Below are 25,927 nucleotides of genomic sequence, written 5' to 3'. Positions count from 1 at the left end.
CTGTTCCGCGGCTGTACATTGGACGTTTGAACTCGCCCGCCCCGTAGTATCCCGGATACAGACGGCTTCAGCACCGCCTTTTGTCACGTCACGAAACCTTCCCTCGATTGATTTCCTCAAGGAGTGAGCGGCCGTATCGACCGCAACGTGCAATTGTGATGTACTTCCCGCTTTCTGCCGATCTGCGTACGCCGAGGCTTTTGGACAATCGTTCACAATCGGGGGCGGCAATGCTGGCACGGTTTGTATTCATCATAGTCGTCCTATCCGCCTTCTGTGGACCGGCCTTTGGCCAATACCTAGACTTCGAACGGAATTTAAATGCTTGCCTCAATCGCTCTGAATACCCCGCCTGCAAGTACGCTCTCGGCTACTCTTCTGCGAACATCACCCCTGCGCAGCGGGAGCAGGTAGAAGAGAAGATCAAGGCTATCGAGAAAGAAATGGCCGCAAAGCAACTCGCTCGCTGCCTACAGCAAAACAGTAATAACCAATCTGTCTGCGATCCAAACTACCGTGCTCCGACCCCATCACAGCCGCCGCGACCTGCTACAGAATTCCACCCAGGCCCGGAAGGGTTCGTGCAAGATGTAAAAACCGCGTGGGAGGAACATGTAAAACCCCTTCTGCAAACGGTACTGCTCATCTTGGGCGTCATTGCTGCCGTCCTTGTCTATGCCCTATTCGTACACCCGGTTGTCCGCGACATGCAGCGCCTTAAGGCCGCGCCTGACCATGGCCCTATGAAAGTCGATATCTCCTTCGAGGAAGTCTCACCGCGCACGCAAAAGCACCGGCTCTTCGGTGGCGGCAATTGGTGGCGGATGCATATGAATATCCAACTTAGCAAGGAGGATTGGCAATTCTTGGAACGCTCCGGGTATTTAGAGTACGAACTGTTTTCATCGCCCAATGTCGAATTCCCAGAGATCGAGGATAGCTTTCCAGGTCATGGCCTCAAGACGATGCCGGCCTATCGGGACTTCCCTAATATCTCTGAAGCAGAAGCGGCAAAAGAGAAGCTGATAAAGGGCCTGCATGTCTTCCGCTCTCGTATCGATGATATGCGCTCCTCCAAAGGTGGCACCCCTGAGCGGGAGCGCATTGAGATATGAGCCACACCGAGGAAGTGCTGGGCCGCTTCCTGGAAGAGCATAAGCATGGGCGCTTGCCGCCCTTCAATGTGTGCATCAATTACGACATCATCTGCGCGAACTTTCCCGAGCATCCGAAAATCTCCAGCGCATTGCTCAGCATCTTCCAGGCCATCAATCGCCAACTGCCCGAGAGCTACAAAGTCGACATGCCGGAGCTATATCGGCAGAAGGACGCCTTTCCCGAGAACCGCACCAGCGGTCCGACGATCCCGCTCTATGAAGTGGTAAACGTCCCGAAAGTCCTTATCGAGATCCTGTACCAGTTCTATTACGAGGTCGAAGATGTGGGCTATGAAATACGGAAAAAGCTCCAGGATAACGAGAATGCCATTCACGGCCTGACGCCCTACAGCCGGAGAACCAAAGGCGTACCACTACCGACCAGCCTAGACATGGAACCCGGTGATCTAGCCTATGCGTATCTGAAAGGGACCCCGTTCGAGCTTCTGTTCAATACAGAGGTCGCGTTTGAAATTCCGCGCGACCGATGGCCAACACATTGCGTTGTTCTCGCTCCGAGCGAATGGGGCAAGAGCCAACTCACCGGACTATTTTTAAGAGAAGCGCTCGAAGATCCAGAACCGCGCGCCATCATTCTCTGCGATCCGCACGGTGACCTCTATAAAGATGCGCTTACCCGCATCCCAGCAGACCGCCTAATCGCCATCGATCTCACGAGAAATCCGCCGGATCTGAACATCCTCGACCACGGCGTCACTCCCGAGCGCGATGCACTTCACACGTTCCGCTTTCTCATCTCATCGCTCGCAGGCGGGCTGACGGCAAAGCAAGAGGGATGCGTCCGGCCGCTATTCTCATTGCTGAGGGAAATTAGCGGAGCGACGCTCGTAACACTACACGAGATTATCAGCGAGCCTGTTGCAAAGGCAGAGAAATCGCAGTTTGCCAAGTACTTTGCAAAGCTCTCTCCCGTTCATCGCGCCTTCTTCCAGCGACTTTGGTTCTCGGGCAGTTTCAGCGACACTCGCGAAGCACTCATGTGGAAAGTCGGAGCAACGATTGATGATCCGACATTCAACCGCATGTTCTCCGCGAAGCGCAATTCGATAACGGTTTCCAAATGGATCGAAGAGCGCAAGGTAGTGTTAGTGAAGTCGAGCGACCAGCTCGACAGGGAAGGAACGCGACTCTTCTTCCTGTACATCATCGGCCAGTATTACGCCGCAGCAAAGCGCCGTGATGCGCTTCATCCAGGCGAACGACATCTCGCACAGCTCTTCTTCGACGAAGCATCCGTAATAATGCAGTCGCCTATTATCGCCGACATCTTGACCGAAATCCGCAAATACAATTGCTCATTCATCGCAGCTACCCAGCTCTGGGAGCACGTCGCCAAAGAAGTACGGCCAGCAGTCCTCGGCTCAACGGGCATTCGTATCCTGGGGCAGCTTGGCCACGATGAAGCGAGCGCATTATTCCGAGACCAAAAAGTCCCGCTTGAAACGATAACTGGGCTTCACAACGTGCCGCGCGGCTATGCTGAGTGGTGCTTCTTTGTCCGCTCAGTCACGCAAAAAGGCATAGTGGTAAAAGTCCCGTATGGAGCGCTGAAGGGGATGCCGGAGCTACACACTCCGGCTGACATCGCTCCGCAATACAGCGATCCCCTCACGAAAGAGAAGGCAGAGGAAAGCAATCCGTTCGCTCAATACGAGGATGACGGCTCCGCAGAAGCCCCCAAAGACGCAGTACGGGAGCAGGACGACGCCATAAAGGACGACGACCATGTTCGTCCGGCGCGAGAATAATTTCGCTCAATCTTTCCAAACCTCCCGCGTCATCCCCAACATACCGCGCCATGGGAAACGTGGCAGCCCATCGGGCCACGCCTATTTTCAACGCCATGGCACGCACACACCGTTCCCAGTTTGAATACAATGGCGAGAACGCGCACACTGGGCCGCTTCGCCTGACACCTGACGACATTGCCGGCATCAGGAAGCTCAACCCCGAGCTCTATACTTATCTCCCCGCCCCTGTGCATCATGCGCTCGTCGTTCCGAAGAAGAACTACATTCGGCACGCCAAACGCCTTGCGACCCTCGCGCGCTGGCAAGGGTCTGGAACGGACAAAACGTCTCCGTATCTGCAGCGGCATCAAGTGCCATACAAGCACGCCGTGTACTCGCGCACCCAGCACGGCGACATGGTCGCAGATGAGCCACACCCACACCGTAGCAAGCAGCCATTCGCGCACCAGCTCCAGCAAGATCTCGTGAAAGCCTCCATCGAGTTCGGCGCATCGAAGGTCCCAGGCTTCGAGGTAGTGTTATGGCCACAGATACGCGATGCAGGCTGGATCGAGGATAGTCGACAGACCTTCGTGCCGGATGTGACGCTCAACGCGCCCGACCCGCATAGGATCAAAGTCCCGGGCGGCCATGTGCGTCCGGATGAGGCACCTATCCTTCTGAAGTATCGCGGACTCGAGCTTTTCTTGTTGGGCAACGAGATCGATCGCGGCACCGAGCCGCTTACCACTACGCATGCGAGCCGCCGTAACATCAAGCAGAAGCATGAAGGCTATAAGCAATTGTTCGAAGGCAAACTCTACCGCGCGCACTACAACTTCCCGAATAGCCTCGTACTCTTCGTCTTCACCAACAAGACGCGCATGGAATCTGCGATGGAATTGCAAGAGCAGACCTTCGGCAAGAAATGCCCGTACATTGTGAACTACCATTGGAAAGACTGGGTCAGCGAACGCTCATTCATTACGTGGGACGACTACGTATTCACCGCGCCCGGAAAGCGCTTCGGTTACAGCGATTTCGTACTGGCGGAGTTTTGGAAGTGAGCTCGCGGTAGATCCTCCTTCCAACAGCACGTTGAACGGCACGCCACTTTTTTTCAAAATATTTCTCCCTCTCATATAGCACCACTAAGAACGTGCCAACGCGAGCTGCAGCATAGCGACAGATTGCACGGAGGAAGTGCACTCCTCAAATGCACTTCTATGGTGCACGACGCGCTTTATTCAAGTCGTTCGGAAGAGTGGCCAACGCCACGCGACCTCTTTGAAGAGCTCGACAACGAATTTCGTTTCACGCTCGACCCCTGCGCCACGCCCTTCAATACCAAATGCCGCAAGTTCTTCACCTCGGACGATAACGGCCTTCTCCAGGACTGGGGCAAAGAGCGCGTTTTCTGCAATCCCCCGTATGGCCGCCATATGTGGGAATGGGCGCGCAAATGCTTTCTCGCTTCTGAGAATGGCGCCCTAGTCGTGATGCTCGCGCATGCGCGAACTGACACGCGCTGGTTCCATGAGTGGGTCTACCGGAAAGCGAAGCTGCGCTTTCTGCGCGGCCGAGTGCGCTTTGGTCACGGCACTCAGTCCGCGCCATTCCCCTCTCTCATCGCAATCTACACACCAGGGTAAAATGATGGACAAGTTTCTCATCACCTCTCGTACTGCCAATCCGGTTACAGGGCCGATCATGGCCACGACGAGCCCGCGGTTCACCTGTCCGCGGGTCTGTGCCTTTCGAAAGCACGGCGGGGGCCCGCTCGCTGGCGTTTGTTACGCCGAGCACGGTGCGATCGGCGGCTTTCTCTGGACCCTGCTGGATAGGACAGCGATTGGCCGCAGGATAATGAACAACATCCGCATCTTCGGTTTTGAGGATCTTCTATTCGCGATCCGCTCTCTCGAGCCCGGATCACTGTGGCGGCACAACGTCGCGGGCGACCTGATGAGTAACGACGCGGTAACGATAGACCGTACGGCCCTGCGGGCAATTGTCGAAGCGAATAAGGGTCGACGCGGCTTCACCTTTACGCATTACGACGTTGTCGCAAATGCTGCAAATCGCATAGCGATCAAGGAAGCTAACGAAAACGGCTTCACTATAAATGTCAGCGGCAATTCGCTCGCGCACGCCGACGAACTTGCTAATCTGCAGATTGCACCCGTTACCGTAATTCTCCCTGCGAACTCGACACAGAACACGAAGACGCCGAAGGGCCGTACCGTCGTGATTTGTCCGACTAATACGCATGGGGTCACCTGCGCCGATTGCGGGCTCTGTTCCCGCGCCAAGCGCTCCACCATCATCGGATTTCCCGCCAGTGGTGGATCGAAGCATCGCATCCACAAGGAACCACAGCAATGACCCCTGACATCAAAGGACTGACATTCGAACAACTTCGCACCCTCAGTAGAGAAGTGGCTTCGCTCATCGCGCAGCGTCGGCATGAGGCATTGGAGCGGCTTCGCGAGGAAGCTTCGATCCTTGGCTTCACCCCCAGCGAGCTTCTTCCCTCGACCTCTGCGAAGAAGAAGACGGGCGGCGCACCGAGGTATTCAGACGGCAATGGCAATAGCTGGACCGGCAAGGGTAAGAGACCTGGTTGGCTCCAAGAGAAACTCGACGAGGGTCACTCCCTCGAAGATTTTTCGGCTTAAGAATAGAGGGCGGCCATGGGCTCTTGGTACAAGGTCACCAAGCGGATCAACGGCCGCCTCTACGACTATTGGCAACGCACCTTCCGCGTCGGCAAGTCAGTGAAGACGGAGAATAGGTACATCGGTCCTGCTGGCTCTGGTATTCGCGAACTGCTTCAGTCAAAAGGCTACGACGGCATAGTGTACTCCAACACGATAGTGGGCTCAGGAGACAGCTACATCGTCTTTTCCAATGCACAAATCACTAGATCACCCGCCGTGCCGGTAATTCCAGAAGAAGCAATTCGCCAGCTCACCCCCAACACGGCACATCTCACGGGGGAAGACAAGCGAGCCTACGAAAAGCATGAAGAGACGCTGCGTCGCGAAGACGAGCGCATCCAGTATGGACCACGAGCTGCCCGCATCAGGAAGCAGGAGGCGGCCGTGCGGAACGCGAAGCGGGCGACGAGAGGCATCAAATCAGTCAATCCGTTTCTGGCAAAAGCGATAAAGAGCCCTTGACGCCGATTCTGGCGTTTGGAAAGCCTCAATTTCCTGGGGGTATCGCGCACAGTCACCGGAAGACCGCTCTTTACCACAGACCACTGGGGCAAGTTTTTGCCTAGTAGTAGCGCGTGAAGATGCTCTTTATCGGCATCTTGTAGCGTATTGAGGCGGTACCGCTAGACTCCAGATTGGAACCGCGTGTGGTAGAAGGTCAACGCAAGAGCCGCGGCATCGAAGATACCCATTCTTGCATCCTCGCTCTCCCAAGGCTTGCGAGGGCCCGGCAGGAAACGCTCGAACGCAGGTATATGCTTTGCTATCGCCATAGCGACGGCCTCCTTTGTCACGGTGCCTAAATGTGTAAACTGCTGACGGACTGCGGCTCGGGAGAAGAAGACAGTCGGAAACGCATATTTCTTTGCCGCCTCCATGATGGCTTCATTCAGGCTACGTATGCGCTGCGGCCGACGCGGCGCTACCTCCGACATGGCTTCTAGGACGACCACATTTGGTCTGAACCGCGCAAATAGGGCGTCTATGCGAGCCAAGATCTTCTCCCGCCTCTCGCTTCCCCGTGCCTCAACTATGCTCCAATCCAATGGCGCCAGCTCGCCTTCAAAGATGACAAATGCAAGTCCCCGCGAATTCAGATGAATGGCCATTACCAGGAACCTGTACGTCATACGCTTGAAGTATCGCGGATGAGCGGATGAGCGCGAGCGAGTACATCTTCTAGAAGATCGAGCTTTGCGCGCGTCTTCGTCGAAGGATCTCCCTGGAGCGTTTCGTAGAGTTCCTCGGCCTGCTTAAGCACGAACTCGTAGACTTTGCCGTAAAGTTCGGGAAAGAGCTCTAGAGGCGGAGTATCGAAGATGATTGAACAGGCGATTGCTTGGGCGAGAGACGGATATGTCTTCACCGCCTCTATCCTGGAAACTGCAGCGTCCGTCTTGGTGCCGATTAGAAAAGCGAATTCGGCCTGGGTGAGGCCCCAGCGGCGACGAAGAGGACGAACGTATGAGATAAGCCGATGATCCATAACTTGGTGCGCCCCGAGGGGCACCTGCGCCATGGTCTCTCATTATTTCGGACTCTAATAGACGCGAAATTTTACGCGCACGTAGAAGTAGACGTGCCGCTTTCATGTATCTTTCATGTGCCTCAGCCGGGCATTGCCACCGAGATGGTGTCAAGCTTTTTAAAAGTCCGGATCGAGTCCGACAAGGCTAACTGGTAAGAACCTGCGCCCCGGCAAATTCTCGCGTCTGGAAGTACGCTCCCCCTGCCGCTATCGTTGCGGCATATGCTTACGATCAACGTAAATTGGGAATGCTTCTTCGGAATAATCGGAACGCTCATTGCTCTCGCCTACTACGCTAACGGCCGCTTCACTCGCATCGAGACGAATTTCGAGTGGCTGGCGGATACGGTGCGCGACCTCACGATCAAAGCGGAAAACATTTCAGCCCGCGCTTTTGACGTCCACTCACCCATCTCGCTGACCGAAACTGGGGAACAGCTGCTACGGGACAGTGGGCTCAAATCATATATTGATCGCCGCCGAGACGAGCTAACAGGTCAGCTACGGACGATGGCGCCGCTGGACCTCTACACCGTTCGGGACAGTGCGTTCCGGTTGTTTCATCACATTTCCCTGGATATGGCGTTTACCCGACAACTGAACAGGTTCGCCTTTAGAAACGGAACCAGCGTCGACCTGCTAAAACGAATTGGGGCGATTTACTTGCGGGACTTAGCTATCGCGCCACATTGAGTATGCAAGGAGCGATTCGCAAAAACCATAACGCCGCGGTATTCTTGGCCTTAGTTGCCGAGCTTATCCCGCTCTTTGACAACTATGTCGATTGAGAACCGCACCGGGTTGGAACTGCTGACGATCCCAGAAGTCGGAACCATACTGAAGATTTCAGTGCCGACGGTTCGGCGGCTACAGCAGCAGCGCAAGATTCCCTTCTTCAAGGTGGGTGGATGTGTCCGCTTCATTCGAAGCGACATTGACGCATATCTGCAGAAGCGCCGCGTGCGCTCAGTCGACGAATACCAATAATGTATGGCAGTACGAAAGATAGGAAACTCGTGGTGGATCGATTTTACGTTCAATCACAGGCGATACAGGAAACGAAGCCCCGACAATTCCAGAACAGGAGCCCTAACGTACGAAATCACTCTAAGACAGAAGCTCTCTCGCGGAGAGCCGATAGCAGACTCGAGCAACGATCTAGCACGCCGCGACCAGCTTTTCGAGGAGTTCGCGTGGCACTGGCTTGAAGAATATGTGGTGCCGAACAACAAGTTTTCCGAACAGTGCGCAAAGAGGCGCATCCTGCGTCAGACACTCGTCCCATATTTCTGAAGGCAGTATATAAGCGAGATTTCCGCGCATCATATTGAGCAGTTTAAAGCACTGCAGGTACGAGATGGCACGTCAAACAAGACGATCAAGAATCGCCTGACGGTACTCAACAAGTGCTTGGCTTGTGCATATGAATGGCTTGAACTCGCTGGAGCTCCACCTAAGATCAAATGGCCAAAGTGCCGCCCTCCGCAAACGGACTATCTGTCGCCAGCGGAATGTGAGGCTCTTCTGTCCCGGGCACAGGGCGTCGTCCGCGAAATGATTCTGATTACACTGCGCACGGGTATGCGTCGTGGAGAGGTGATCGGCCTTCAATGGACCTCTATTGACTGGGAAAACCGAAGTGTCGCGATCCGTCATTCACATTGTGATACTCGGAAGGTCCTCGACACACCGAAGAACAACCGAGAGCGACATATTCCTCTTGATGGAGAGGTCTACGAGATGCTCAGTGCGCGGAGGAGGAAGGCAGGTTACGTGTTCGTGGATGCCGACGGAGACCCGTTCAACGGGAGTCGAGTGAATCGGCGCCTGGAGCAGGCATGCACGAAGGCTGGCTTGCGAGCCGCCAGCTGGCACGTGCTCCGTCACACCTTCGCATCACACTTGGCCCTGCAAGGAACACCGCTGCATATCGTGCAAGTGCTTTTGGGCCACGCAAGCATAACGACCACCCTGCGGTACTCGCACGTGGCACCGTCGGCCCTGAAAGCAGCGATCGAAATGCTGAGCCCCAAGAGCGTCCCAAGTGACGATTTTGGGCAACCGACGGTCAACCGGTGGATCGAAGAGCAACGGAAACAACTGCTGACTGAAGCGGCCTAGCCTGAGAATGTCAAAGGAATGAGCCGTGAAATCAGAGCAGGAACCCTCGTCGATCGATTGCTGCCGGCCAGGGACTCGAACCCTGTATGGCGTAAGTGTACCAGGCCAAAAATCGAGCGCGGTTATCATCAATTATTGGCTTAAATGAAGGTTGTATGAGCTAACATCGACCTGAGTTGTTTGACGAACAACAGACTAGAACAGATCGCCTTTTGTCAGTTTTACGGCAACCCGTCGTCAACCGAATATGATTGAGACGGCGGATTACAAGCATGGAGCGGGATAAGCGAAACTGATGGAAGACACACAAGCGGCCTCTTGGGCGGCTTTGTGCTGCCCTGGTCAGCTATCCTCGCTTTGGATGCTTGGCCGCACGTATCAGTCGCTACTAACCCCCGCAACTTGGAACGTAGCGTCGCCGGACGGAATTCGTGCGCAGGATGCTTCGTTTAGCCCACACATGCTCGATCGCCTCTCGCGATAGTCTGCTGTAGGTGTCATACGATCCGATAGATCACCAAGGACTGTCCCGTGAGATCGACATTTTGGCCGCACCGCGCATTGGTATGTCCATATACCTTACCGCCAGACGGACTGATCGTATCAGCCAGCGCCATGGCATGATCTTTGGATAGCCCAAACCAGCTTACGACGAAGCAGAAATCGCCTTCCTGCGTTTGAGCCAAATCGTCAATCTTCTTAACGTTAGAGTATTTTGCAACGGAGTTCTTAAATGCTGCCGCTAGCTCGGCAACGCGCACGCAAACACCGTTCGTGCACGTAGCGCTCGGTTGGTTGACAATCACTTTGCTCTTGGACAGACCATGGCAAATAAAGTGCGTGCAATCGAGCGCAAATTCCCCGTCGGGGCAGTCGTTACCGGCTCCTTGTGGGCAGTATTCTGAGTAATACTCTTTTGCTTTTGACCAATCGAACGAAAGCGTCGCCACGTCACTTCCATCTTGTGGGACCAGGAGCAAATTGGCAGCCGCCGCCGGCCCAAGCTCCTTTGAAAGCTGTTGCTCAATTTCCTCGTGTGTCAGAACTGAGGTGAGCTTGGTATTCTTGTCGGCCATGCTCCTATCCTTTGTGCGTTGAGCTCGATGGCCTGCAACTCCGCCTCGCCTGATGAGCACCTAGCTGGTGGAAAAGACCTCAATGTTGTAGAACGCCATGCGTCACGAAGAAGCTTGGCTTCCTACAGCGGAGCGATGTTAGGCAACGCGATTACATAAGTGTTTCCCTTAACGGTACTCGCCTCCACTCGAACCGAGTGGCCCGTAAACTTTGTGAGATCGACAAAGATCACCACATTTGCAGCGCCCCCGGTTGTTCGAGCCCCAAACGCAGATTCGTCTTGATCCTTAAAAAATCTGACCTCATGCACATTGGCCGCACCTTTGAGCGCGACGTAGAGACCCGGATTTGTGGCGCCTCCAAAACTAGAAGAGCCTGGATCATACCAGTACGTCATCTCAAACGGCAGCTCCGGCAGCGCCCTAACGCTTGCGACCAAATCATCGTTGGCCTCGTATGCGCATTCCGCAATGCACGCACGTCCAGAATTCGCACCTTCCAGCATTGCCGCAAATTGCTGTTGCATAGCCTTCACTCGATCGTCGCAAGTGGGCGCGATACTGTGCCTCGACGCTCCGACAGAAGAGTTGATTCCTCGTCGCGACCACCCGAGGGACTGCACGGTGCCGGTTGGTGCATTGCTGCAAGCTCGGAAGCCCCTCGTTGCGTCCGAAACACCGTAGTCGAGAGCTAACCCCGCTGCTCGACGAGTGGAGCTGTCTCTCGCCGTAACCAGCTCACGACGGACCAGATCAGTCGCCAAACGGCATGCTTGGATCGAGGCGTCGATATATTGCTGCTCGCAAAGCAACCGATTTCGGTACGTCTTCGCGTTGGCCACAGTTGTGGCATCGAAGTCGGCTTGGCGCTGCAGCAGGTTGTCGACTTTGGTCAAATAGTCCAGCACGCTAAGTCTGTAGCCATTTGCGGAATTCAGAAAGTAAAGATAGTTGGACTGATCGGGATCTATCGAAGCGTTGTTGATAAGCTTTCCGAAACCCGTGGTCTTGAACCCAACGATTGCCGCACGTGCCGGATCTTGAGTGCCGACGTATGCCTTAAGGATCTGCTTTATTTTGTCTAGTTCGGTGGGGTTCGCCTGAACAAGCTCCTGCAACTGCGGATCACCAGCACCACCGATCGTAAAGACATTTATCGACATCGAGCCGTATTGAAGGGCACTTTGCATCACACTGGAGAAGGTCGCTCCGGCTGCTGCAGAGAAGGCGCCCGTTGAGAATCCCGCACTCATAGATGCTTGGATCACCCTTTTATGCTGCTCATCCAAATTATATACGGTGAACAGCGCAACGGCCGCTACCCCTCGTTCAATCGACGAGACGTATTGTTGACCGCATCTCGCCACAAGCTGTTCTGGAGACAATCTAGAAAGTGATCTATCTACCTCGGGGTTTCTTAATGCAAAGGAGCCGTAATATCCTTTGGCAGACACCATCCAACTGAGACTGTCCTGGTTGATTTGGTCAAGCGCGCTTGAAGAAAAGCTTCCGCTGCCGGAAAACGGGCCGTAAGAAGCAGAAAGGGAGGCTGATATGTTTACCTCCTGAAAGAATTCCGATTTCGAATGTATTTGCTTGATGGAGAACGCGGTTGTTTCACCAAACTGTACGGGCGCTTGGGCATTTGTTGTCAGACAAACAATGGCGTCCTTAATTCCCGTCTGGCACTCGCCTCCGGCCTTGAGGCACAGAGGAAACACCTTGGACGGAAATAGCAGGTCAAACCCCTTACCTAGGTAAACACCTCCGTTCGGTATATAGCCGACAGTTTCCGCTGCCGCGGAGGTCGTTAAAGCGATGAATGGAATCACCTGACAGAACAGTCGAACTCTATTCTTCATCGACTTTTCCTTTTAGGGCAAAATACAACCTTTCGAATAAGAAACCGGTTTTGCGATAGGGATGCCCGCAATCAGGCCAAAACAATATTCTTTGATTGCTGCGACATCACCATCGCGCGGTAGATAATGCATCTTCACAGAACATGCGCCGTTTATGTAGCCACCATCCTTAGTGAAGCCGCAGCCGGCGGTGTGCCAAATGCACACGAAAGACGTGTCTGATTGAACGCCCGTGCCCTTCATGTCGAAAGTGCATCGCCCGTAAAAGCTTGTTGTTTCTGATCCCGGAATGTATTTGTAGCCGGGAAAATCTGGTCCCATTTGATAGTCAATGCTGTAAGAGTCGTCACTGGTATTTCCAGAGCCGTATTCATGGCGATTGCCAACGCAGGTGGTCTCGGACCGAGTAACAAACTCGCCATAGGTCTGCTTAACACAAGTATCGAGCTGGGACGCCTTGGACGGGTCGATCGAATTTGCGTGTCCAGCAACGATCTCCGCGCTAGCGCTCGTCGCGAACATGGCAAGTGACGAAATAATCAGTGCTGTCCGAGCGCCTGCCGCTCCGATCATTGTTTCTTCTCCTCGCAACGCGGAATAGATGCCAACGCGCTCTGTATCGTCTTGTCGATGTCCTGAGAGCTGCAGTTTGCGGTCGCCAGCGATGCCGCGGCATCACATGTTGTGACGCTGTGATTGCTGTCCGTCCGCTTGACAGTACATTTGAAGCTACAAGGTCGATCCTGATTAGCGGAAGCGACGGTGCTCTCCTGCCTGGACTTGTCCTCACAATGTTCAGCTGCTCGCAGCGCAATAGCGGGCATCAAAATGCAAACGGATAAGACGACAAGTAATGCGGACTTGGTCGTTGGCCTTCTCATTTGGCTTCTCCCGCGCGTTCGATGATATGCAATCGGAGGATGTAGCGCAACCTAAGATGTTCTACCCAGAACGGAGTATCACTTTCGTCTTAGACGCGTGATCTCGGTCATGCGCGCGCATGAATAGCGGCGCTCAACTCCCATGGGCGAGGCTTCAACACACTGCCGCGAATGCGCTTCGCATCTCAGCTTTTTTTTGGAGCTATCGAGACCTAGCCACCCTAACAAGTGGCTCAGTGTTGATGTTGCCAACGCTACCTGTCGAAGGTCCGGTTCTATGCCGCTTTCGTCGATCTTAGAACGTTGCTTGACTCCGGATAGACGCGAAAAGTTGCGGTCCAGAACCAAACACGTGTCGGCAACACGAACGTGCGAGCGGCTAGACGCGTGATGATGCTGCGGCAACTTCTCGCGTCTAGTCGCTCGTGCGTTTGTGTGTTGATCGATGGGTCTAATTGTAAGGGCAGCATCGCTCACACGTCTTTCTCTGAAAAACCCACGAGCATCTCTCGAAAGTTGACGCTTATCGGAAGATTGAAAATCTTCCGATCGCGCACTTCGAGATACTCGTGATTTTCGAGTACTCCAAATCCCCCAATCCTATTTACCTGTTACGTTTCGTTTCACAGTTCAGCGTCTTCGAGACTGGGCTCTGTCTAGGTCTCGAACCGTTCGTGTCTGAGGACAGTTGGTGACGGCGCCGAACTTTGGTAAACTGCCCACATCAATCGAAGTATGGATCTACGCAGTCGCAGAAGCCAATTATCGAGGTTCCTTTTAGCAACGTTGCTGATTGCCGTAGGTGGGACGATCTACTACTCCGACTACAAGATATATGCCTGCCACACCGCCCTTCAACCGATGAGAGATCGCATTACAAACGACTTTGAGCTTGTAAGCGTAGATCCACTCTCTAAGAGAAAGTATTTGGATGACGCTCAGGTCGCACTCGGAGATCTCAATGCTCGCCAAAAGACGTGCAGCCAATATCATGATGATCTGAATTACTGGTTCTACACCTATCTAGCACTTACCATATTGATGGTGACAGTGACTGCATTCGGGTGGTAGCGGGTCCTTGAGAGCGGATTCTGCGTGCACTTGCCCAACATCAACCTCACAAAGTGGAGGAATGCTGGATGGCCCCTGATCGCCAATACGCAGTTGCCTCGCTGCTGTTTGATTACGTCAAGAGTCCCTCGTTGCGGCATCTGCGAGACCCGCACAGCGTTCATAAGCTTGCCCGAGATATCGTGAACGCGCTCGATAGGGCGAGTTCAGTTTGGAAGAAGTGGGAACCGGATCGAGAGGAGATCGCAAAGGCTGCAGCGCCTTGCTGGATACCGACAGAGGATCTCCAGTCATTCCTAAACACATTGCCTGGTCCCCCACTAACGAAAACGGATGTCGAGCAGCGTTTGCGCGCGATCTGGGAGGAGCCACACACAACCTATCCAAAGGACGAGCTCAAGGAGGGGTGTCTAGCGGTGTACCTGGCCGAAAAGTCCCAAGGAACAGGGATGCGGGCAATCATCGGTGCGCTGCAGGAGCATATAGAGCGTGAAGAGGAACGGCTCCGGAACGAGCAGCAAGAGCAGTATCGTCACTGGAAGGAAGACGAACGGGTGAAGCTGGAGCAGCGCTTCCTCTCCGGCGCAGACTGCGGTTGGACCCGGATCGAGAAGTCAGAAGCGCTCTACTGCCGTCGTAATGGCCGCGCGTTTCGCATCATACAGGGTAAGGACAAACGCTGGACACTGTATCGCATCAAGGAACTTGCTGACAAAGGTGATTTACTCGGAACGTATCAGGGGCGAGGTGATGCGAACAAAGCGCTGCAGCAGATTGCTTACGCTCCTGAGCCGCACCGGTGATGTCTTTTTGACTCCATGTTTCTCTTGATCGCTATTCTGCGATCTAGGCATCTCGCGATGCCGCCTCTCTTACGCTATTTGGGGCGGCATTTTGATTCAGGAGTGAGCATTGCGAGTTCCTAAATCAAAGAAGCGACTGCCGCTTAGCCTCTCCGAACGAATGGCCCGAATTCGAAAAGCCGACACAAAGCCGGAGCTGAGAGTCCGGAAGATGCTTTTTGCCGGCGGATTTCGGTACCGCATACATCGATCCGATCTGCCGGGCACACCAGACATTGTCTTTCCAAGCTCCAGGAAGGTCGTTTTTGTGCACGGATGCTTTTGGCATCGGCGCGACTGCCCGGCAGGAAGGAAGGTGCCGGCTGCCAATCCTGACTACTGGGTCCCTAAGTTCACCCGCAACAAGATGCGCGATGCCAAGAACCTGGCTGAACTGAAATCGCTCGGTTGGACAACGTTGACCGTGTGGGAGTGCGAGGTATCCGATTTGCAGACCTTGAATCGCCGGCTCGTCAGTTTCTTGCGGCCCCTCCGCAAGAAGTCCACAAGAACTCCGAATGAGTAGCCTGAGCCGCTCTCACGGGGCTTTGCAAGAGTCTCATCGTGCTTTACTGAATACCAATACTCGATTCGAAATCTGGTACACTACGGCTACGGCGTATTCATATGCTTAAAGCTATAAGCCTATTCACGGGGGCCGGTGGGCTTGATCTCGGTTTCGAGGCCGCCGGCTTCAAAACGCGCGTTGCCGTCGAGATCGACCCCATCTGCTGCCAAACGCTCCGCCTTAACCGAGGGTGGACGGTGGTCGAGGAAGACATCGCAGGGGTCTCATCAAAGCGATTGCTTAAGGCCGCCGGGTTGGCGACAGGAGAGGCAGACGTCCTTATCGGTGGACCACCCTGCCAGCCGTTTTCTAAAAGCGGATACTGGGCCAATGGTGACGCTCCAAGACTTAGTGATCCGAACGCTAATACCCTCGACGAGTATTTGCGGATCGTGAGGGACACGAGGCCGAAGGCCTTGCTCCTAGAGAATGTCTACGGCTTCGCTTACTCGGGAAAGCGCGAGGGGCTGGATCGGATCCTGCATGGCATCCAAGACATAAACAAGAGCGCCAAGACAAATTACAAACCGGTCTGGGCTGTCCTCGATGCGGCAAGCTATGGCGTTCCGCAGCGGCGCGAGCGGATTTTCGTGATTGCCAGTCGTGACGGTCGCGAGTTCAAATTTCCCCAACCAACGCACGGCGAGAATGCAGCCGACCAACTCCCGCTAGGCTTAAAGCCGTTCCATACGTCATGGGACGCGATTGGGGATCTTCCTCAACGGCCAGACGTCCCCGAGCTCGAGCTAACAGGCAAATGGGCCGGTCTTCTTCCCAGCATTCCGGAAGGGCAAAACTATCTCTGGCATACCCCACGCGGCGGTGGGGTTCCTCTTTTTGGATGGCGGACACGCTATTGGAGCTTTCTTCTGAAGCTCGCCAAGGATAAGCCGTCGTGGACGGTACAAGCGCAGCCTGGACCGGCTACGGGCCCATTCCATTGGACGAACAGGAAGCTGTCTGCACGAGAGCTCGCGCGTCTGCAGACGTTTCCGGATGATTTTCTGTTCGACTGCGACCGCGCGCAAGTCCAGCGGATGTTAGGCAACGCTGTGCCTTCGCTCTTAGCCGAAGTCCTGGCCAGGGAGATCCGCAGACAGTTGCTTGATGCGCCCTTGCGGGAGCAAAAGCTGGAGCTTATGCCTCCTCGTCGACGCTCCGTCCCACGTCGTCACGCAGCCGCCCCGGTGCGAAGCGTTTATCTCTCATTAAAAGGCGCTCACCCCGATCATCCTGGCACCGCGCTGGGGCCTCGCGCCCGATTGCGAAGCGTAGAGCTTTCAAGCTGATTTGCTTCTGCGGGGATCAATCTCTTTTTTCGGTTAGGCGATGCCGCCGTCTTCTACGTCGGTGTTCACTCGGCGGGCAAGAGCCCTTGCTCCACTTGGTCCAATGATCTCCTCAAGCTGGAAAGTTCAGCCGGGCTGCATCTGCTGAGGTCGGACACGAATCGAGCTGATGAAACTCCCTTAGGTAGGGGTGGGCGAATTGCAGGAATGATTGCTGCATCGAAGTAGCGCAGCGAGCTGTCCGCTAGTTGCTTGTCGAAGCGCCAGTCCATTGCCTGTGGCAAAGAATCGCCCAACGTATCAGCAACAACCGTTCGAAACTTCAGCACCTCCTGTTGTCGTCCCGCAAGCTTGCCTTCGATTGTAGCCAGAAGCTCAGAGAGGGCCACCCCGCCCCCCAACGCCTCTATCCAGATGGAAGCAATAATTGCGGCGGTCGCCGAAGGAGGGTTTGCTTGATCAAATGATACTTCATGCAATCGTTGACGATTGCTCGATGCTTTCACATCGAGACGCACCTTGCCGGCCCCGAAGTCAAAGCGGTCATCAGGATCAGCTCTCCATGATCTAACGGCAACTGTCGTGTCCGCTGCGGCATCGATGATGCTCAACTCACCGATCAGACCTACCACCGACTTACGTGCCGGAACTCGAAGCCTTTGGAAGAGTTCAACAAGCTGCCGAACTGTTTCGGCGATCTTTCCGCTGGGCGGTCTGTTGCCCATGAGGGGAAGGAGCGATTCCATCACGTTGGCGAAATACGCCACTACTTCAGCTTCCAGGTTGATGCAGATAATCGACGTCATGATCTGCGTTTTCGGCGAGGTATCAGGCTCCACGATCTGGTATGGCGTCGAAAATGTCGCCTCGATTCCGGCCAGACGAAGCGGCACGGTACGACCGCCTTCTGATGTCTCTATCAAGACCGCAGCGCAGCCCCGATGATCTCGCCCAGCGTAAAATACCGATCCGTCCTCCAGCCGCCTAACGTTGAAAACTCCCTCACGTGAGGAAGGCGCTATCTCACTCAGCAACGTTCGGAGACGTTCGGTCATGAAGTGCCTTGCTGGCCGCTTTGCACTTGGACAAGCCACGCAGCAGCCAACGGCGTTGGGACATTCACCGTAATAAGGGGGACCGAACTCGCAAATGGGCTCCCGCCTAGCGTGAGATCGAACACGTGAAATTGGAGCGACACCTTGTCCGGAGCTGCGAAGGATGCGTCGCCTGGATAGTTCCTTCCACCACCGGCCGTCCTTGTCGGTCCCTGCTGGAACTGGTCTATCTCGCCGCCGGCGTTCTTCACTTTACGCTCACCGGGTGCGTTGGGCCTCATACGGTAGACCGCAGCGGTGGCGTTCTTGTCCTGACGAAGACCTTCAGCGAGCGTCATCAGTAGGCCCATGAAGCTCGCGGTATCCCTCGGATCCTCAAAGCTATACTCGACCAGTGTATCGAAGATCCTTTGGAGCGGAACGTCGCGATCGACCTGATGTTGCTGCGCGGCAGACCTCGCTGGATAGCTCGTATCATCCACTAGGTTCAGCTCGCTCATGAGCTTATTCATCAGCCGCATGTTTGCATCGCGTATCTCCGAATCGACTATGGTTCCGATCTGCCGCGTCCAGCCGCCCGCCATGCTGCCTCGCGTGTAGGGATCGGAGATCACCGAGCGCCGGCAAGGCTTCAGGCTAGGATCAAGGATGAATCGGCGCCGCCAAGTCCTGAGACTTTCCCCCTTTTCCGCAACTCGGCGAAGCTCACTGCGCATGAGTTCTTCGTGCTCGACGTAGTCTTCGTATGATACTCGCAGCGTCTGCTCAAGATAGACACGACAGATGCCAAAATAGCCTCGAGCTCTCGCGTAGCCGAAAAAGCGCGCCCGCTGCTGCAATGTATCGGCGTTACCCATCCCCATTCCTCTGGGCATGTACGTGACAGTCAACGAATCTACTGTGAAGCCTCGGTCAACAGCTTGCCCTCCGACCAATATCCAACCCTCGGCATGCCTCCAGTTTATCTCCGGCGTCTTCGGTCTTCCGCGTGTATTGAACTCGATCACAGTCGTATTTCTGAGGGCGCGCGGCAACTTCTGGATTATCTCGTCAAAACTCGGAAGTCCGCTCTCGGTGACTTGTAGCTCCGCGTACGCTTCACGAAAATCTCGTATGACCTCGATGCGGTCCAGATCGCTTTCACCGGCGCTCAGCGCGTTAGCCCACTCGTCTTTCGCCGCGCTCGCCCAGCCCGCAGCGGCCTGGTGCGCTGCGCGCTCTCGCGCTGGATGGATCAACATAGAGCGGCGTCCAGATTTCGAGATCAGGCTAGCAGCAAGGCCCACGAAGTAGACCCGCATAGCATCGAGCAAGCTCGGAGGAGGCTCCGTTGGCAGGGGTGCGTTTGGCTGCAAAAGATCCCCGGGCGGGATGATCTTGATATAGGGGCTGTTCGGAGCAAAGAAAGCGGCTCCGCCGACATAACCGTCGCCGGGTTCAAGCACATGCACGAAGTCCGGCGACAAGTTGTCGGCGATGTTTATGAGCAGCGGTGCCTGCGGCGTCGCCGTATATTGTAGAAAGGTGTGACACGGAAGCGCTTCCCTCAACTCGCGCAATCTCGTGTATGTGGTGCTCTCCTCGCCCCGCTGAACCTTTGTGTTCAGGCTGGCTTGGTCGGCCTCGTCATCGATGAGAAGCGCTGGGACATTCTGAAGATTCATTTTTCTTAGCAATGCCGTCAGGGACGCTAAGCGTTGGTTTTGTTTCAGCACCGTGAGCAGTAGGGTCGACTTCTCGTCCGCGTCTCGCGTCGGGTCCTGCCAGTTGTCGATGGCTTGCCTGATCAGCTGCTCAAACTGGCTTTCCTGCGCTCGAGGATTCTTCTCCATCTTCCAGGCAGGCAGTCCTTCGCCGCCGTTGACATCGAGGTCTCTTTCGAGCCGTTCGTGAGACTGGGTGAGTAGGTTATCCTTATTGCCGGCAATGACGATCACCAGCGGAAACTCGTTGTCCCGAGCAAGGCCGATCGCTGTCGTGAAAGAAAGCGTCTTGCCGCTTTGCACGTGCCCGACAACTAACCCAGTCGCACTGCCTGGCCCCGCCTTAGGGTTGATGCCCTTGCCTAAGATTTCCGCGGAGGATTGGACGAGCTTGTTCTGAGCATCCGGAGGAAGTTTGCTTCTCTTGGCGACTCCTGCAGCTTGCTCACCTTCTACTGGCAGCCACTTCATGCCAGGCTTCAGCGAAGTTCCAGCGGAGGTCGCGACAATATCGTTCTTCTTCCCCATAGTAGTCATGGCTGCGACAATCCTTCGCGCAATATCTGGTTCAAATTTCTACGGAGCGTGCCGGCCGATTTCACCCCCGCACGCCTAGCAAGCTTTTCACCCAAGGCAAGCGCAGCTGCTACACGCAACAGCGCGTCTATGACCTCAGGATCGGTTTGCGCAAATGAGACCATGAAAGGATGAGTCATGGAGACCCGAATGTCGATTGTATCAGGGGCGCCACTCTGTTCGCTTCCCAGATCGCTGACTGACAACCAGTCGCCTTCAGCCGGATCATCCGACAATTCAATACGGATTCGCCATGGTGAGCCGCGGAAATTGAAGCTCAATTCCCGTTTGGCTAGGGTTGGCTGAAGTGTCAACGGCGTAGTTTGCGTATCAACGAGCGGTTGATCCGCTACTTTAGGCAGTACATCTGCGACGGATGATGCGATCGCGTCACTGGCCTTGGTCAAACCCTGAGTGGCGGCCTTTGTGCGATCTTTTTTTGATGCAAGCGAGCGATAGTGCTCGCACTGCCGCATCAGGGGAAAACTGTCCTGGTCAAGATATTCCTTGAGCAGGTCCAGAAACGGTTCCTCATTCTCGTCCCAGCGGAATCCGTCCTTGGTGTGACTGACGTCGAAGCCTTCCAGATGCAGCTCTCCAAACAGGCGCAAGCGAGCATAGCTGCTGCTGCCAGAAGTGCCGAAGAGAACTGGCGGTCGATAGCCGTCCTCGCCACTTCCCTGGATAAGCCTTCCTCGTCGGAATAGGGCAAAGCCAGATCGCGCGTAGTTTCCAGGATCTCTCAGCGCGGCGAAACCGCGGACCGACAGACCATGCCCAAACTCAAATTCTATCTCCTTCCGCCAAATCATATCAGGGCCGTCCGCCTCCTTATAAAAAGGGGCCGTCAGCACTGGCGGCTCCTCGTAGGACAGACTTTCGCCGTTGAAACGCAGGTCGAGGGTTCCGTCGCGAAGGAACACGCGATAGATGTCGGTCAAATGTTCCTTGATCTTGCCGAGTGTTCTCCCCACAGGGATGTGGTGCAAGTCGTCCAGAGATACTTCGGTGAAGTGCTCGTTTGCCGTAGCTGGCCGTTCGTCGATGTCGAGCTCCTCCAGCTCATCGCGCACGATCATTGCAATATCGAAACGAACAGTCCGCTCGACAGGCTCACCGAGCGCCTTTGTGCGAACCTGCCATCTGGGAGCGAACCAGCATGCGGCGCTCTTCATACCCATGCCGAACTCGGATAAGCCCGTCCGATCCGGCGGAATTACCGCTGGTCGGAAGGCACGAGGAAATGCGTCGCTGGCTATGCCACCCGCGTTGTCCCTGATGGTGATGCGGCCTGGATGAGAAGTATCGACGTCAATGGAGACTTTGAGCTTCCAGGCCGGTCCATGCAGCTCGTGAAGCTTCGTCTTGTTCTCCACGTAACTCTGGAGCGAATTGTCGACGAATTCCGCCAGCGCGAACCAAGGACTGTAGTTGAGGTGCCTTAGCACCGACAAAACGCTCACGCCCGGCCGAATGTTGACCTTCTTATTGGCCGACATCAGTGATTCTCCCCCAGCCATGCCACGCAGTATACCCGACCAACCGCTAGTTGCACGGCTGCGTGGTATTTACCGAGCGAATCGCCGTCCCGGTATTAAACTATTGAAGCATCGAGCACTCTCACACTTGTGCATATCGAGGAGCGAGGCTTGATGGGACCCGCAAATTTACGGAGGTGCAAAAAATGGCCCCCAGAAGATGAGGGCCGGACTACATAGTGTCCAAGGAAAATCCGCGCTGATCGGGCGCCTAACCCGTAAGGATCCGGCAGGCCATCCGATGGTCCCCACAACGGTACTCCTCCTGCTGGAGCATTGCTCCGGTGCGTCTAGACGGGAGGCGGTCACTTTCTTGTTCTATTCAATACTCGTCTGCGCTCATCACCGTGAGCACGCGGGTTGTGCATTTTGGATCGCTCGGGTCTTCTGAGCCGAACTCGCAGCGCTCATCGTAATAGTCGATCTTCCAAAAGAGCTTCTGATCCGCGAGCACGAAGCTCCCGAAGTCATGCTCACCATGCGGATCATTGTCTTCGGTGAACTGATTGAACGAGGCGACTAGCTGTAGCACCGCTGCCTTCACTTCGTCGGGAAGGTCCGCCACGCCGCTCGTCATCATTACCCTTCCACCCTGGAACGTCTGCCGAAAGGCATCATTCAAGGCGCGGATACGAACGCTGCGGTCTCTGGTTTCTACGTCCATCGCCGTCTCCTAAATGAGGCCGGCCAGGATAAGAACGGAGACCATAGTGTTGCCGCTGCACTTCTCGCAGTAGCCTTCCTCTTGATCGGCCTCCAATTGCTCGATGTGATCGCATCCTTCGGTCATGCAGATGGCCGGGCACAAGTTGTCGGCTGCGAGCAAGACAAATAAGTCGTCGATGCTTGCGAAGCCTTCTGCCTCGCAAACAATCATGAGCTTTGTGCCCCTTGCTGAAAGAACGATGTCAGACATGTACTCCTCCTCGCTGCCAGCAACCGACAATTCAGGTGCTGGAATGCGGGGCGGAGAAACGATCGGGTTAGCTCTTAAAGGTGCTCCGTCGTACCCGCTCCGTCCCGCAACCGACACCTCCGCTCCAAAGCGGTGCCGGAGCGCGAGACTGAGCACTGTCTAACTCTGACCGCATGATCGTCTTTGAACGTGTCTCGAACCAGACGCGAGAATGTGCTCCTGCTGCAAATTCCCTATCCGTGCCGACGAAACGAGAAACTGAAACACTCAAGGGATGTCTGGAGACGTCACGTATCTGGGAAGAGTGGATTTTAGGAACGACCTTCGGGTCTTTGGGATAAAGCGGGAGGACCGCTTCGCGCATCTCTACGCAATTGGAAAAACCGGCACCGGAAAGTCCAACCTGCTTGAGGGCATGGCGCTGCAAGATCTCGCGAATGGAAATGGCTTCGCCCTTATCGATCCACTCGGCGACTTAGCCGAGCACGTTGCCTCTCGCGTCCCGCCTTCGCGCCAGAACGATCTCATTTACTTGAATGCCGGCGATGTAAATCAGCCTTGGGGATACAATCCGCTTAGGCATGTCGCACCGCAATACGTAGCGCTCGCCGCGTCCGGCTTCATGGAAGTCTTCAAGAAGATGTGGCCGGACGCCTGGGGCGTACGCATGGAGCATATACTCCGCAACGTGCTCATGGCTCTTTTAGAGCAGCCAACCGCGACGATGCATGACATCTTGCGCGTGCTTACGGATAAAGATTACCGGAAACAGATCGCGCGATCGGTGCAGAACCGGCCGGTGCGCCGCTTCTTTGAAGAAGAGTTTGAGAAGTTCTCATCCGGCTATCGCAACGACGCGAGTGCTCCGATACAGAACAAGGTCGGTGCGTTCCTTGCCGATCCAGCGCTAGCGCGCATGCTGACCACTCCGAAGCAAGAGGTCCGGGTTCGTCAGGTCATGGACGAAGGCAAGGTGCTCATAGCAAACTTGGCCAAGGGCCGCATCGGAGAGGATAGTTCGTCGCTCTTAGGCGGACTTCTCGTCACTACGCTGGGCCTTGCTGCGTATACTCGCGTCGACGTTCCTGCAGAGAAGCGGCGCGACTTCTTCATCTATATAGATGAGTTCCAGAGCTTCACGACGTTGGCGCTTGCCAATATGCTCTCAGAACTTCGCAAGTATCGCGTTGGGTTCGCTGTCGCGCATCAATTCCTGCACCAGCTGACACCAGAGATCAGACACTCGGTACTGGGCAATGTCGGAACGTTCATCTCCTTCCGGGTCGGTCCAGAGGATGCTCCATATCTCGTAAGGGAATTTCAAGAAGAGTTCGACAGCATAGATTTCGTGCAGCTGCCGAACTACTCGATCTATATCAAGATCATGATCGACGGCATGCCAAGCTGGCCCTTTAGCGCGCGAACACTGCCAAGCTCTTCGGTGGCTCAGTTCGCAAACTGATTGGCTAAAAAGAGTATGCTCAAGACGCGTGCCGCATGAAGCGGTGGGACAAATTATCGTCTTCTACTGACAAGTTTGATATTTCTGGAAAATTCTGCGACCATGCGTCGCAAATCCGTATCCAATTCCTCAAGTCCTCCAGGAGGTCGGCTATGAGTAAGGGACGGGACGATTTTTCTGAAGATGAACGCGTCTTTCGCGCATCCTTTCAGCGGTACGGGCCGACTAGTTCCGTGACACGCCTCGATGAGGATGGCGTCCGAGAAATCCTGTTCGGTTACATTGATAGACGCGATATCAATGCAATAGCCTCGCTGCAGGCAGGCGTCGAGCTCATCGGCATTTTCTCCGGGCTGCCGAATTACCTCTCGCGCTACTTCGACATTCTACTTTCTGATCCCGACGCATTTGTCGAGATAGGAGATCCCTCAAAAGAGGCAATTGATCAACACGATGTGGAACGTCCACCCAAATGTGAAGTTCGTTCCCGCGCAGCGCAAGCTCTTTCTCTTTGCGCGCAATTTTTTGTTCTTTTCCACGAAATGGGACATATCAAACTATGTCACCTACACTTGGTGCGCGACGAGTTCGCCGCTGAGTATTATGAAGAACTTCCGCTTATCGCGATCTCCGAAAAAGAAGCGCGAATTAGAAGATGTTTGGAGGTTCAAGCGGATCATCTCGCTGCTTTTACCAGTTTGAATTGGTGGCGGATGAAATGGCGTGACAATCCTCTTGAGGTTCATGCTGACCTAAGCCTTAACCCCGATTTGTTGTGGTCTATCGCTGTCATATCTCTGTTTCTGATCTTTGACCACCTTCGCGCGGATAAAGCGAAGGATCGTACTAGCACGCACCCGACGCCGTACCAGCGGCTTATTATGCTCACGATGTATGCTAGTTCTGAGGAGGCTGCGAAGCTAGCTCATATAGAGCCGTTGGCGAAATCAGCACATCCATTGCTCGTTTGGGGGTCATTATCAGAATGGTGGGGACGCCGAAAGTATCTTTCGGACAACCCACAGGCGAAAGTGGAAGAAGCGGCGCGCGACTTAGTCAATTTGATGCTGGATGACGAATACATGGACATGCTCGCGAACTATCAGAAACGTCGCGGCTACCAGTTTTGGAGCAAGGGGGATACCTCACGCTTTAATCCATTCCTAAACCGAGAAGATCTGAACGCCATCAGTAGCGAAATTCAAAAGTTCAGAGGCAACGTTTGATTTAGCAGTCGCGTGCAAGACACCATGAGAGGCAAGGCGCGCCGGGGTCGCGGTTGGAAGAGGCGCGCCGAATAGTTCAAGAGTACGCGGACGATTTGCGAGCGATTATCAAGAAGCTACGGCAACGCCTGCATTAACTTTGACCGGGGTCATCCGAAAAGGTTTGCGTCTTCCGGGTCGTCCCAGTCTGGAACGTCGTCCTGTTCTTTGAGGCGTTCGACGATTAAGTCGCCCATTGCGTTGGACAATTTCGACAGAAACACATGCGTGCGATTAACAGCATCGGTCATGATTGCCTGCACTGCATCATCGTCCAGCTCGACAGCATTTGCATGAATATTCTCGAACTCTCCATCGCGAAAGCATTCACGCACAATCCTTTTCGCAAGACGTTTGCGAACGACTTCGTTCTTCTGGATTTCTTGCCATGAGTTGTAGTCCATGCGCATGAGTGTCGGGACGAGCAGCTTTCTACTCGTTCAGAAAATATTGCCAATAGCCTGTGACCGCGAAGTACACGAGCACGATGGGCAATAAGATGCGGCGCGACAAAGTCAACAAATCTACCGTGTGACTGTCTAGTGT

General features: G+C 54.8%; 26 protein-coding genes. 15 read left to right on the top strand and 11 right to left on the bottom strand.

Annotation, left to right across the window (positions count from 1 at the left end):
• Positions 1-158: 158 nt before the first annotated feature.
• The 7 genes from NLM33_RS32650 (at position 159) to NLM33_RS32620 (ending at position 6,090) form a co-directional block, all read left to right on the top strand.
• Positions 159-1,115 (top strand): hypothetical protein, encoded by a 957-nt coding sequence (locus NLM33_RS32650; protein ID WP_254102428.1) that lies wholly within the window; start codon positions 159-161, stop codon positions 1,113-1,115.
• On the top strand, positions 1,112-2,926 hold the full coding sequence (locus NLM33_RS32645) for a hypothetical protein (protein WP_254102426.1): 1,815 nt from the start codon (positions 1,112-1,114) through the stop codon (positions 2,924-2,926). The genes NLM33_RS32650 and NLM33_RS32645 overlap by 4 nt, the downstream gene beginning before the upstream one ends.
• Positions 2,927-2,976: 50 nt before the next feature.
• Positions 2,977-3,975, top strand: coding sequence for a hypothetical protein (locus tag NLM33_RS32640; RefSeq protein WP_254102424.1), 999 nt, complete (start codon positions 2,977-2,979; stop codon positions 3,973-3,975).
• Positions 3,976-4,134: 159 nt separating this feature from the next.
• A complete protein-coding gene (locus NLM33_RS32635; RefSeq protein WP_254102422.1) occupies positions 4,135-4,560 on the top strand; it encodes a phage N-6-adenine-methyltransferase in 426 nt (141 codons plus the stop codon).
• 4 nt (positions 4,561-4,564) lie between these two features.
• Positions 4,565-5,293 carry a hypothetical protein gene (locus NLM33_RS32630; protein WP_254102420.1) on the top strand — a complete coding sequence of 243 codons (729 nt, stop codon included), beginning with the start codon at positions 4,565-4,567 and terminating at the stop codon, positions 5,291-5,293.
• The gene (locus tag NLM33_RS32625) at positions 5,290-5,586 is read left to right on the top strand and encodes an H-NS family nucleoid-associated regulatory protein (protein WP_254102418.1); all 297 of its coding nucleotides are present in this window, start codon (positions 5,290-5,292) and stop codon (positions 5,584-5,586) included. The genes NLM33_RS32630 and NLM33_RS32625 overlap by 4 nt, the downstream gene beginning before the upstream one ends.
• A 15-nt stretch (positions 5,587-5,601) precedes the next feature.
• Positions 5,602-6,090: a hypothetical protein gene (locus tag NLM33_RS32620; protein WP_254102416.1), complete on the top strand. Its 489-nt coding sequence runs from the start codon at positions 5,602-5,604 to the stop codon at positions 6,088-6,090.
• A gap of 161 nt (positions 6,091-6,251) precedes the next feature.
• Here NLM33_RS32620 and NLM33_RS32615 read toward each other — a convergent pair whose 3' ends face one another.
• Together NLM33_RS32615 and NLM33_RS32610 are read right to left on the bottom strand one after the other, a co-directional pair.
• A complete protein-coding gene (locus NLM33_RS32615) occupies positions 6,252-6,737 on the bottom strand; it encodes a hypothetical protein (protein ID WP_254102414.1) in 486 nt (161 codons plus the stop codon).
• Between the two features lie 17 nt (positions 6,738-6,754).
• Positions 6,755-7,147 carry a helix-turn-helix transcriptional regulator gene (locus NLM33_RS32610; RefSeq protein ID WP_254102412.1) on the bottom strand — a complete coding sequence of 131 codons (393 nt, stop codon included), beginning with the start codon at positions 7,145-7,147 and terminating at the stop codon, positions 6,755-6,757.
• Positions 7,148-7,378: 231 nt separating this feature from the next.
• On the opposite strand from NLM33_RS32610, the gene NLM33_RS32605 reads away from it, so the two are divergent.
• The 3 genes from NLM33_RS32605 to NLM33_RS32595 all read left to right on the top strand — a co-directional run bounded on the left by NLM33_RS32605 (position 7,379) and on the right by NLM33_RS32595 (position 9,277).
• Positions 7,379-7,849: a hypothetical protein gene (locus tag NLM33_RS32605; RefSeq protein ID WP_254102410.1), complete on the top strand. Its 471-nt coding sequence runs from the start codon at positions 7,379-7,381 to the stop codon at positions 7,847-7,849.
• Positions 7,850-7,933: 84 nt separating this feature from the next.
• The gene (locus NLM33_RS32600; protein WP_254102408.1) at positions 7,934-8,143 is read left to right on the top strand and encodes a helix-turn-helix domain-containing protein; all 210 of its coding nucleotides are present in this window, start codon (positions 7,934-7,936) and stop codon (positions 8,141-8,143) included.
• A gap of 423 nt (positions 8,144-8,566) precedes the next feature.
• Positions 8,567-9,277, top strand: coding sequence for a site-specific integrase (locus NLM33_RS32595; protein WP_256570567.1), 711 nt, complete (start codon positions 8,567-8,569; stop codon positions 9,275-9,277).
• 497 nt (positions 9,278-9,774) lie between these two features.
• Here the strand turns inward: NLM33_RS32595 and NLM33_RS32590 are convergent, their stop codons facing one another.
• From NLM33_RS32590 to NLM33_RS32580, 3 genes are all read right to left on the bottom strand, one after another.
• Positions 9,775-10,353 carry a hypothetical protein gene (locus tag NLM33_RS32590; protein ID WP_254102404.1) on the bottom strand — a complete coding sequence of 193 codons (579 nt, stop codon included), beginning with the start codon at positions 10,351-10,353 and terminating at the stop codon, positions 9,775-9,777.
• 122 nt (positions 10,354-10,475) lie between these two features.
• Positions 10,476-12,215, bottom strand: coding sequence for a hypothetical protein (locus tag NLM33_RS32585; RefSeq protein ID WP_254102402.1), 1,740 nt, complete (start codon positions 12,213-12,215; stop codon positions 10,476-10,478).
• Between the two features lie 12 nt (positions 12,216-12,227).
• On the bottom strand, positions 12,228-12,788 hold the full coding sequence (locus NLM33_RS32580; RefSeq protein ID WP_254102400.1) for a hypothetical protein: 561 nt from the start codon (positions 12,786-12,788) through the stop codon (positions 12,228-12,230).
• Between the two features lie 1,447 nt (positions 12,789-14,235).
• On the opposite strand from NLM33_RS32580, the gene NLM33_RS32575 reads away from it, so the two are divergent.
• From NLM33_RS32575 to NLM33_RS32565, 3 genes are all read left to right on the top strand, one after another.
• The gene (locus NLM33_RS32575; protein WP_254102398.1) at positions 14,236-14,970 is read left to right on the top strand and encodes a hypothetical protein; all 735 of its coding nucleotides are present in this window, start codon (positions 14,236-14,238) and stop codon (positions 14,968-14,970) included.
• 160 nt (positions 14,971-15,130) lie between these two features.
• Entirely contained in the window at positions 15,131-15,535 is a 405-nt protein-coding gene (locus NLM33_RS32570; protein WP_254106013.1) for a very short patch repair endonuclease, read from the top strand.
• 101 nt (positions 15,536-15,636) lie between these two features.
• The gene (locus NLM33_RS32565; protein WP_254102396.1) at positions 15,637-16,866 is read left to right on the top strand and encodes a DNA cytosine methyltransferase; all 1,230 of its coding nucleotides are present in this window, start codon (positions 15,637-15,639) and stop codon (positions 16,864-16,866) included.
• A 65-nt stretch (positions 16,867-16,931) separates the two neighbouring features.
• On the opposite strand, the gene NLM33_RS32560 is transcribed toward NLM33_RS32565, so the two are convergent.
• The 5 genes from NLM33_RS32560 to NLM33_RS32540 form a co-directional block, all read right to left on the bottom strand.
• Positions 16,932-17,921 (bottom strand): PD-(D/E)XK motif protein, encoded by a 990-nt coding sequence (locus tag NLM33_RS32560; protein ID WP_254102394.1) that lies wholly within the window; start codon positions 17,919-17,921, stop codon positions 16,932-16,934.
• Entirely contained in the window at positions 17,918-20,095 is a 2,178-nt protein-coding gene (locus NLM33_RS32555) for a Z1 domain-containing protein (RefSeq protein WP_254102392.1), read from the bottom strand. The genes NLM33_RS32560 and NLM33_RS32555 overlap by 4 nt, the downstream gene beginning before the upstream one ends.
• Positions 20,096-20,157: 62 nt before the next feature.
• Entirely contained in the window at positions 20,158-21,699 is a 1,542-nt protein-coding gene (locus tag NLM33_RS32550) for an ATP-binding protein (protein ID WP_254102390.1), read from the bottom strand.
• Positions 21,700-22,060: 361 nt separating this feature from the next.
• Positions 22,061-22,402: a DUF3768 domain-containing protein gene (locus NLM33_RS32545; RefSeq protein WP_254102388.1), complete on the bottom strand. Its 342-nt coding sequence runs from the start codon at positions 22,400-22,402 to the stop codon at positions 22,061-22,063.
• 9 nt (positions 22,403-22,411) lie between these two features.
• Positions 22,412-22,654 carry a hypothetical protein gene (locus tag NLM33_RS32540; RefSeq protein WP_254102386.1) on the bottom strand — a complete coding sequence of 81 codons (243 nt, stop codon included), beginning with the start codon at positions 22,652-22,654 and terminating at the stop codon, positions 22,412-22,414.
• 274 nt (positions 22,655-22,928) lie between these two features.
• Between NLM33_RS32540 and NLM33_RS32535 the strand changes: the two genes are divergently transcribed.
• Both NLM33_RS32535 and NLM33_RS32530 read left to right on the top strand, forming a co-directional pair.
• A complete protein-coding gene (locus NLM33_RS32535; RefSeq protein ID WP_254102384.1) occupies positions 22,929-24,116 on the top strand; it encodes a type IV secretory system conjugative DNA transfer family protein in 1,188 nt (395 codons plus the stop codon).
• Between the two features lie 152 nt (positions 24,117-24,268).
• On the top strand, positions 24,269-25,342 hold the full coding sequence (locus tag NLM33_RS32530; protein ID WP_254102382.1) for a hypothetical protein: 1,074 nt from the start codon (positions 24,269-24,271) through the stop codon (positions 25,340-25,342).
• A gap of 149 nt (positions 25,343-25,491) precedes the next feature.
• Here the strand turns inward: NLM33_RS32530 and NLM33_RS32525 are convergent, their stop codons facing one another.
• Positions 25,492-25,785: a hypothetical protein gene (locus NLM33_RS32525; RefSeq protein WP_254102381.1), complete on the bottom strand. Its 294-nt coding sequence runs from the start codon at positions 25,783-25,785 to the stop codon at positions 25,492-25,494.
• Between the last annotated feature and the right edge of the window lie 142 nt (positions 25,786-25,927).

The organism is Bradyrhizobium sp. CCGUVB1N3, assembly GCF_024199925.1.
Lineage (GTDB): Bacteria > Pseudomonadota > Alphaproteobacteria > Rhizobiales > Xanthobacteraceae > Bradyrhizobium.
This window is presented reverse-complemented; position numbering and strand designations above follow the sequence as displayed.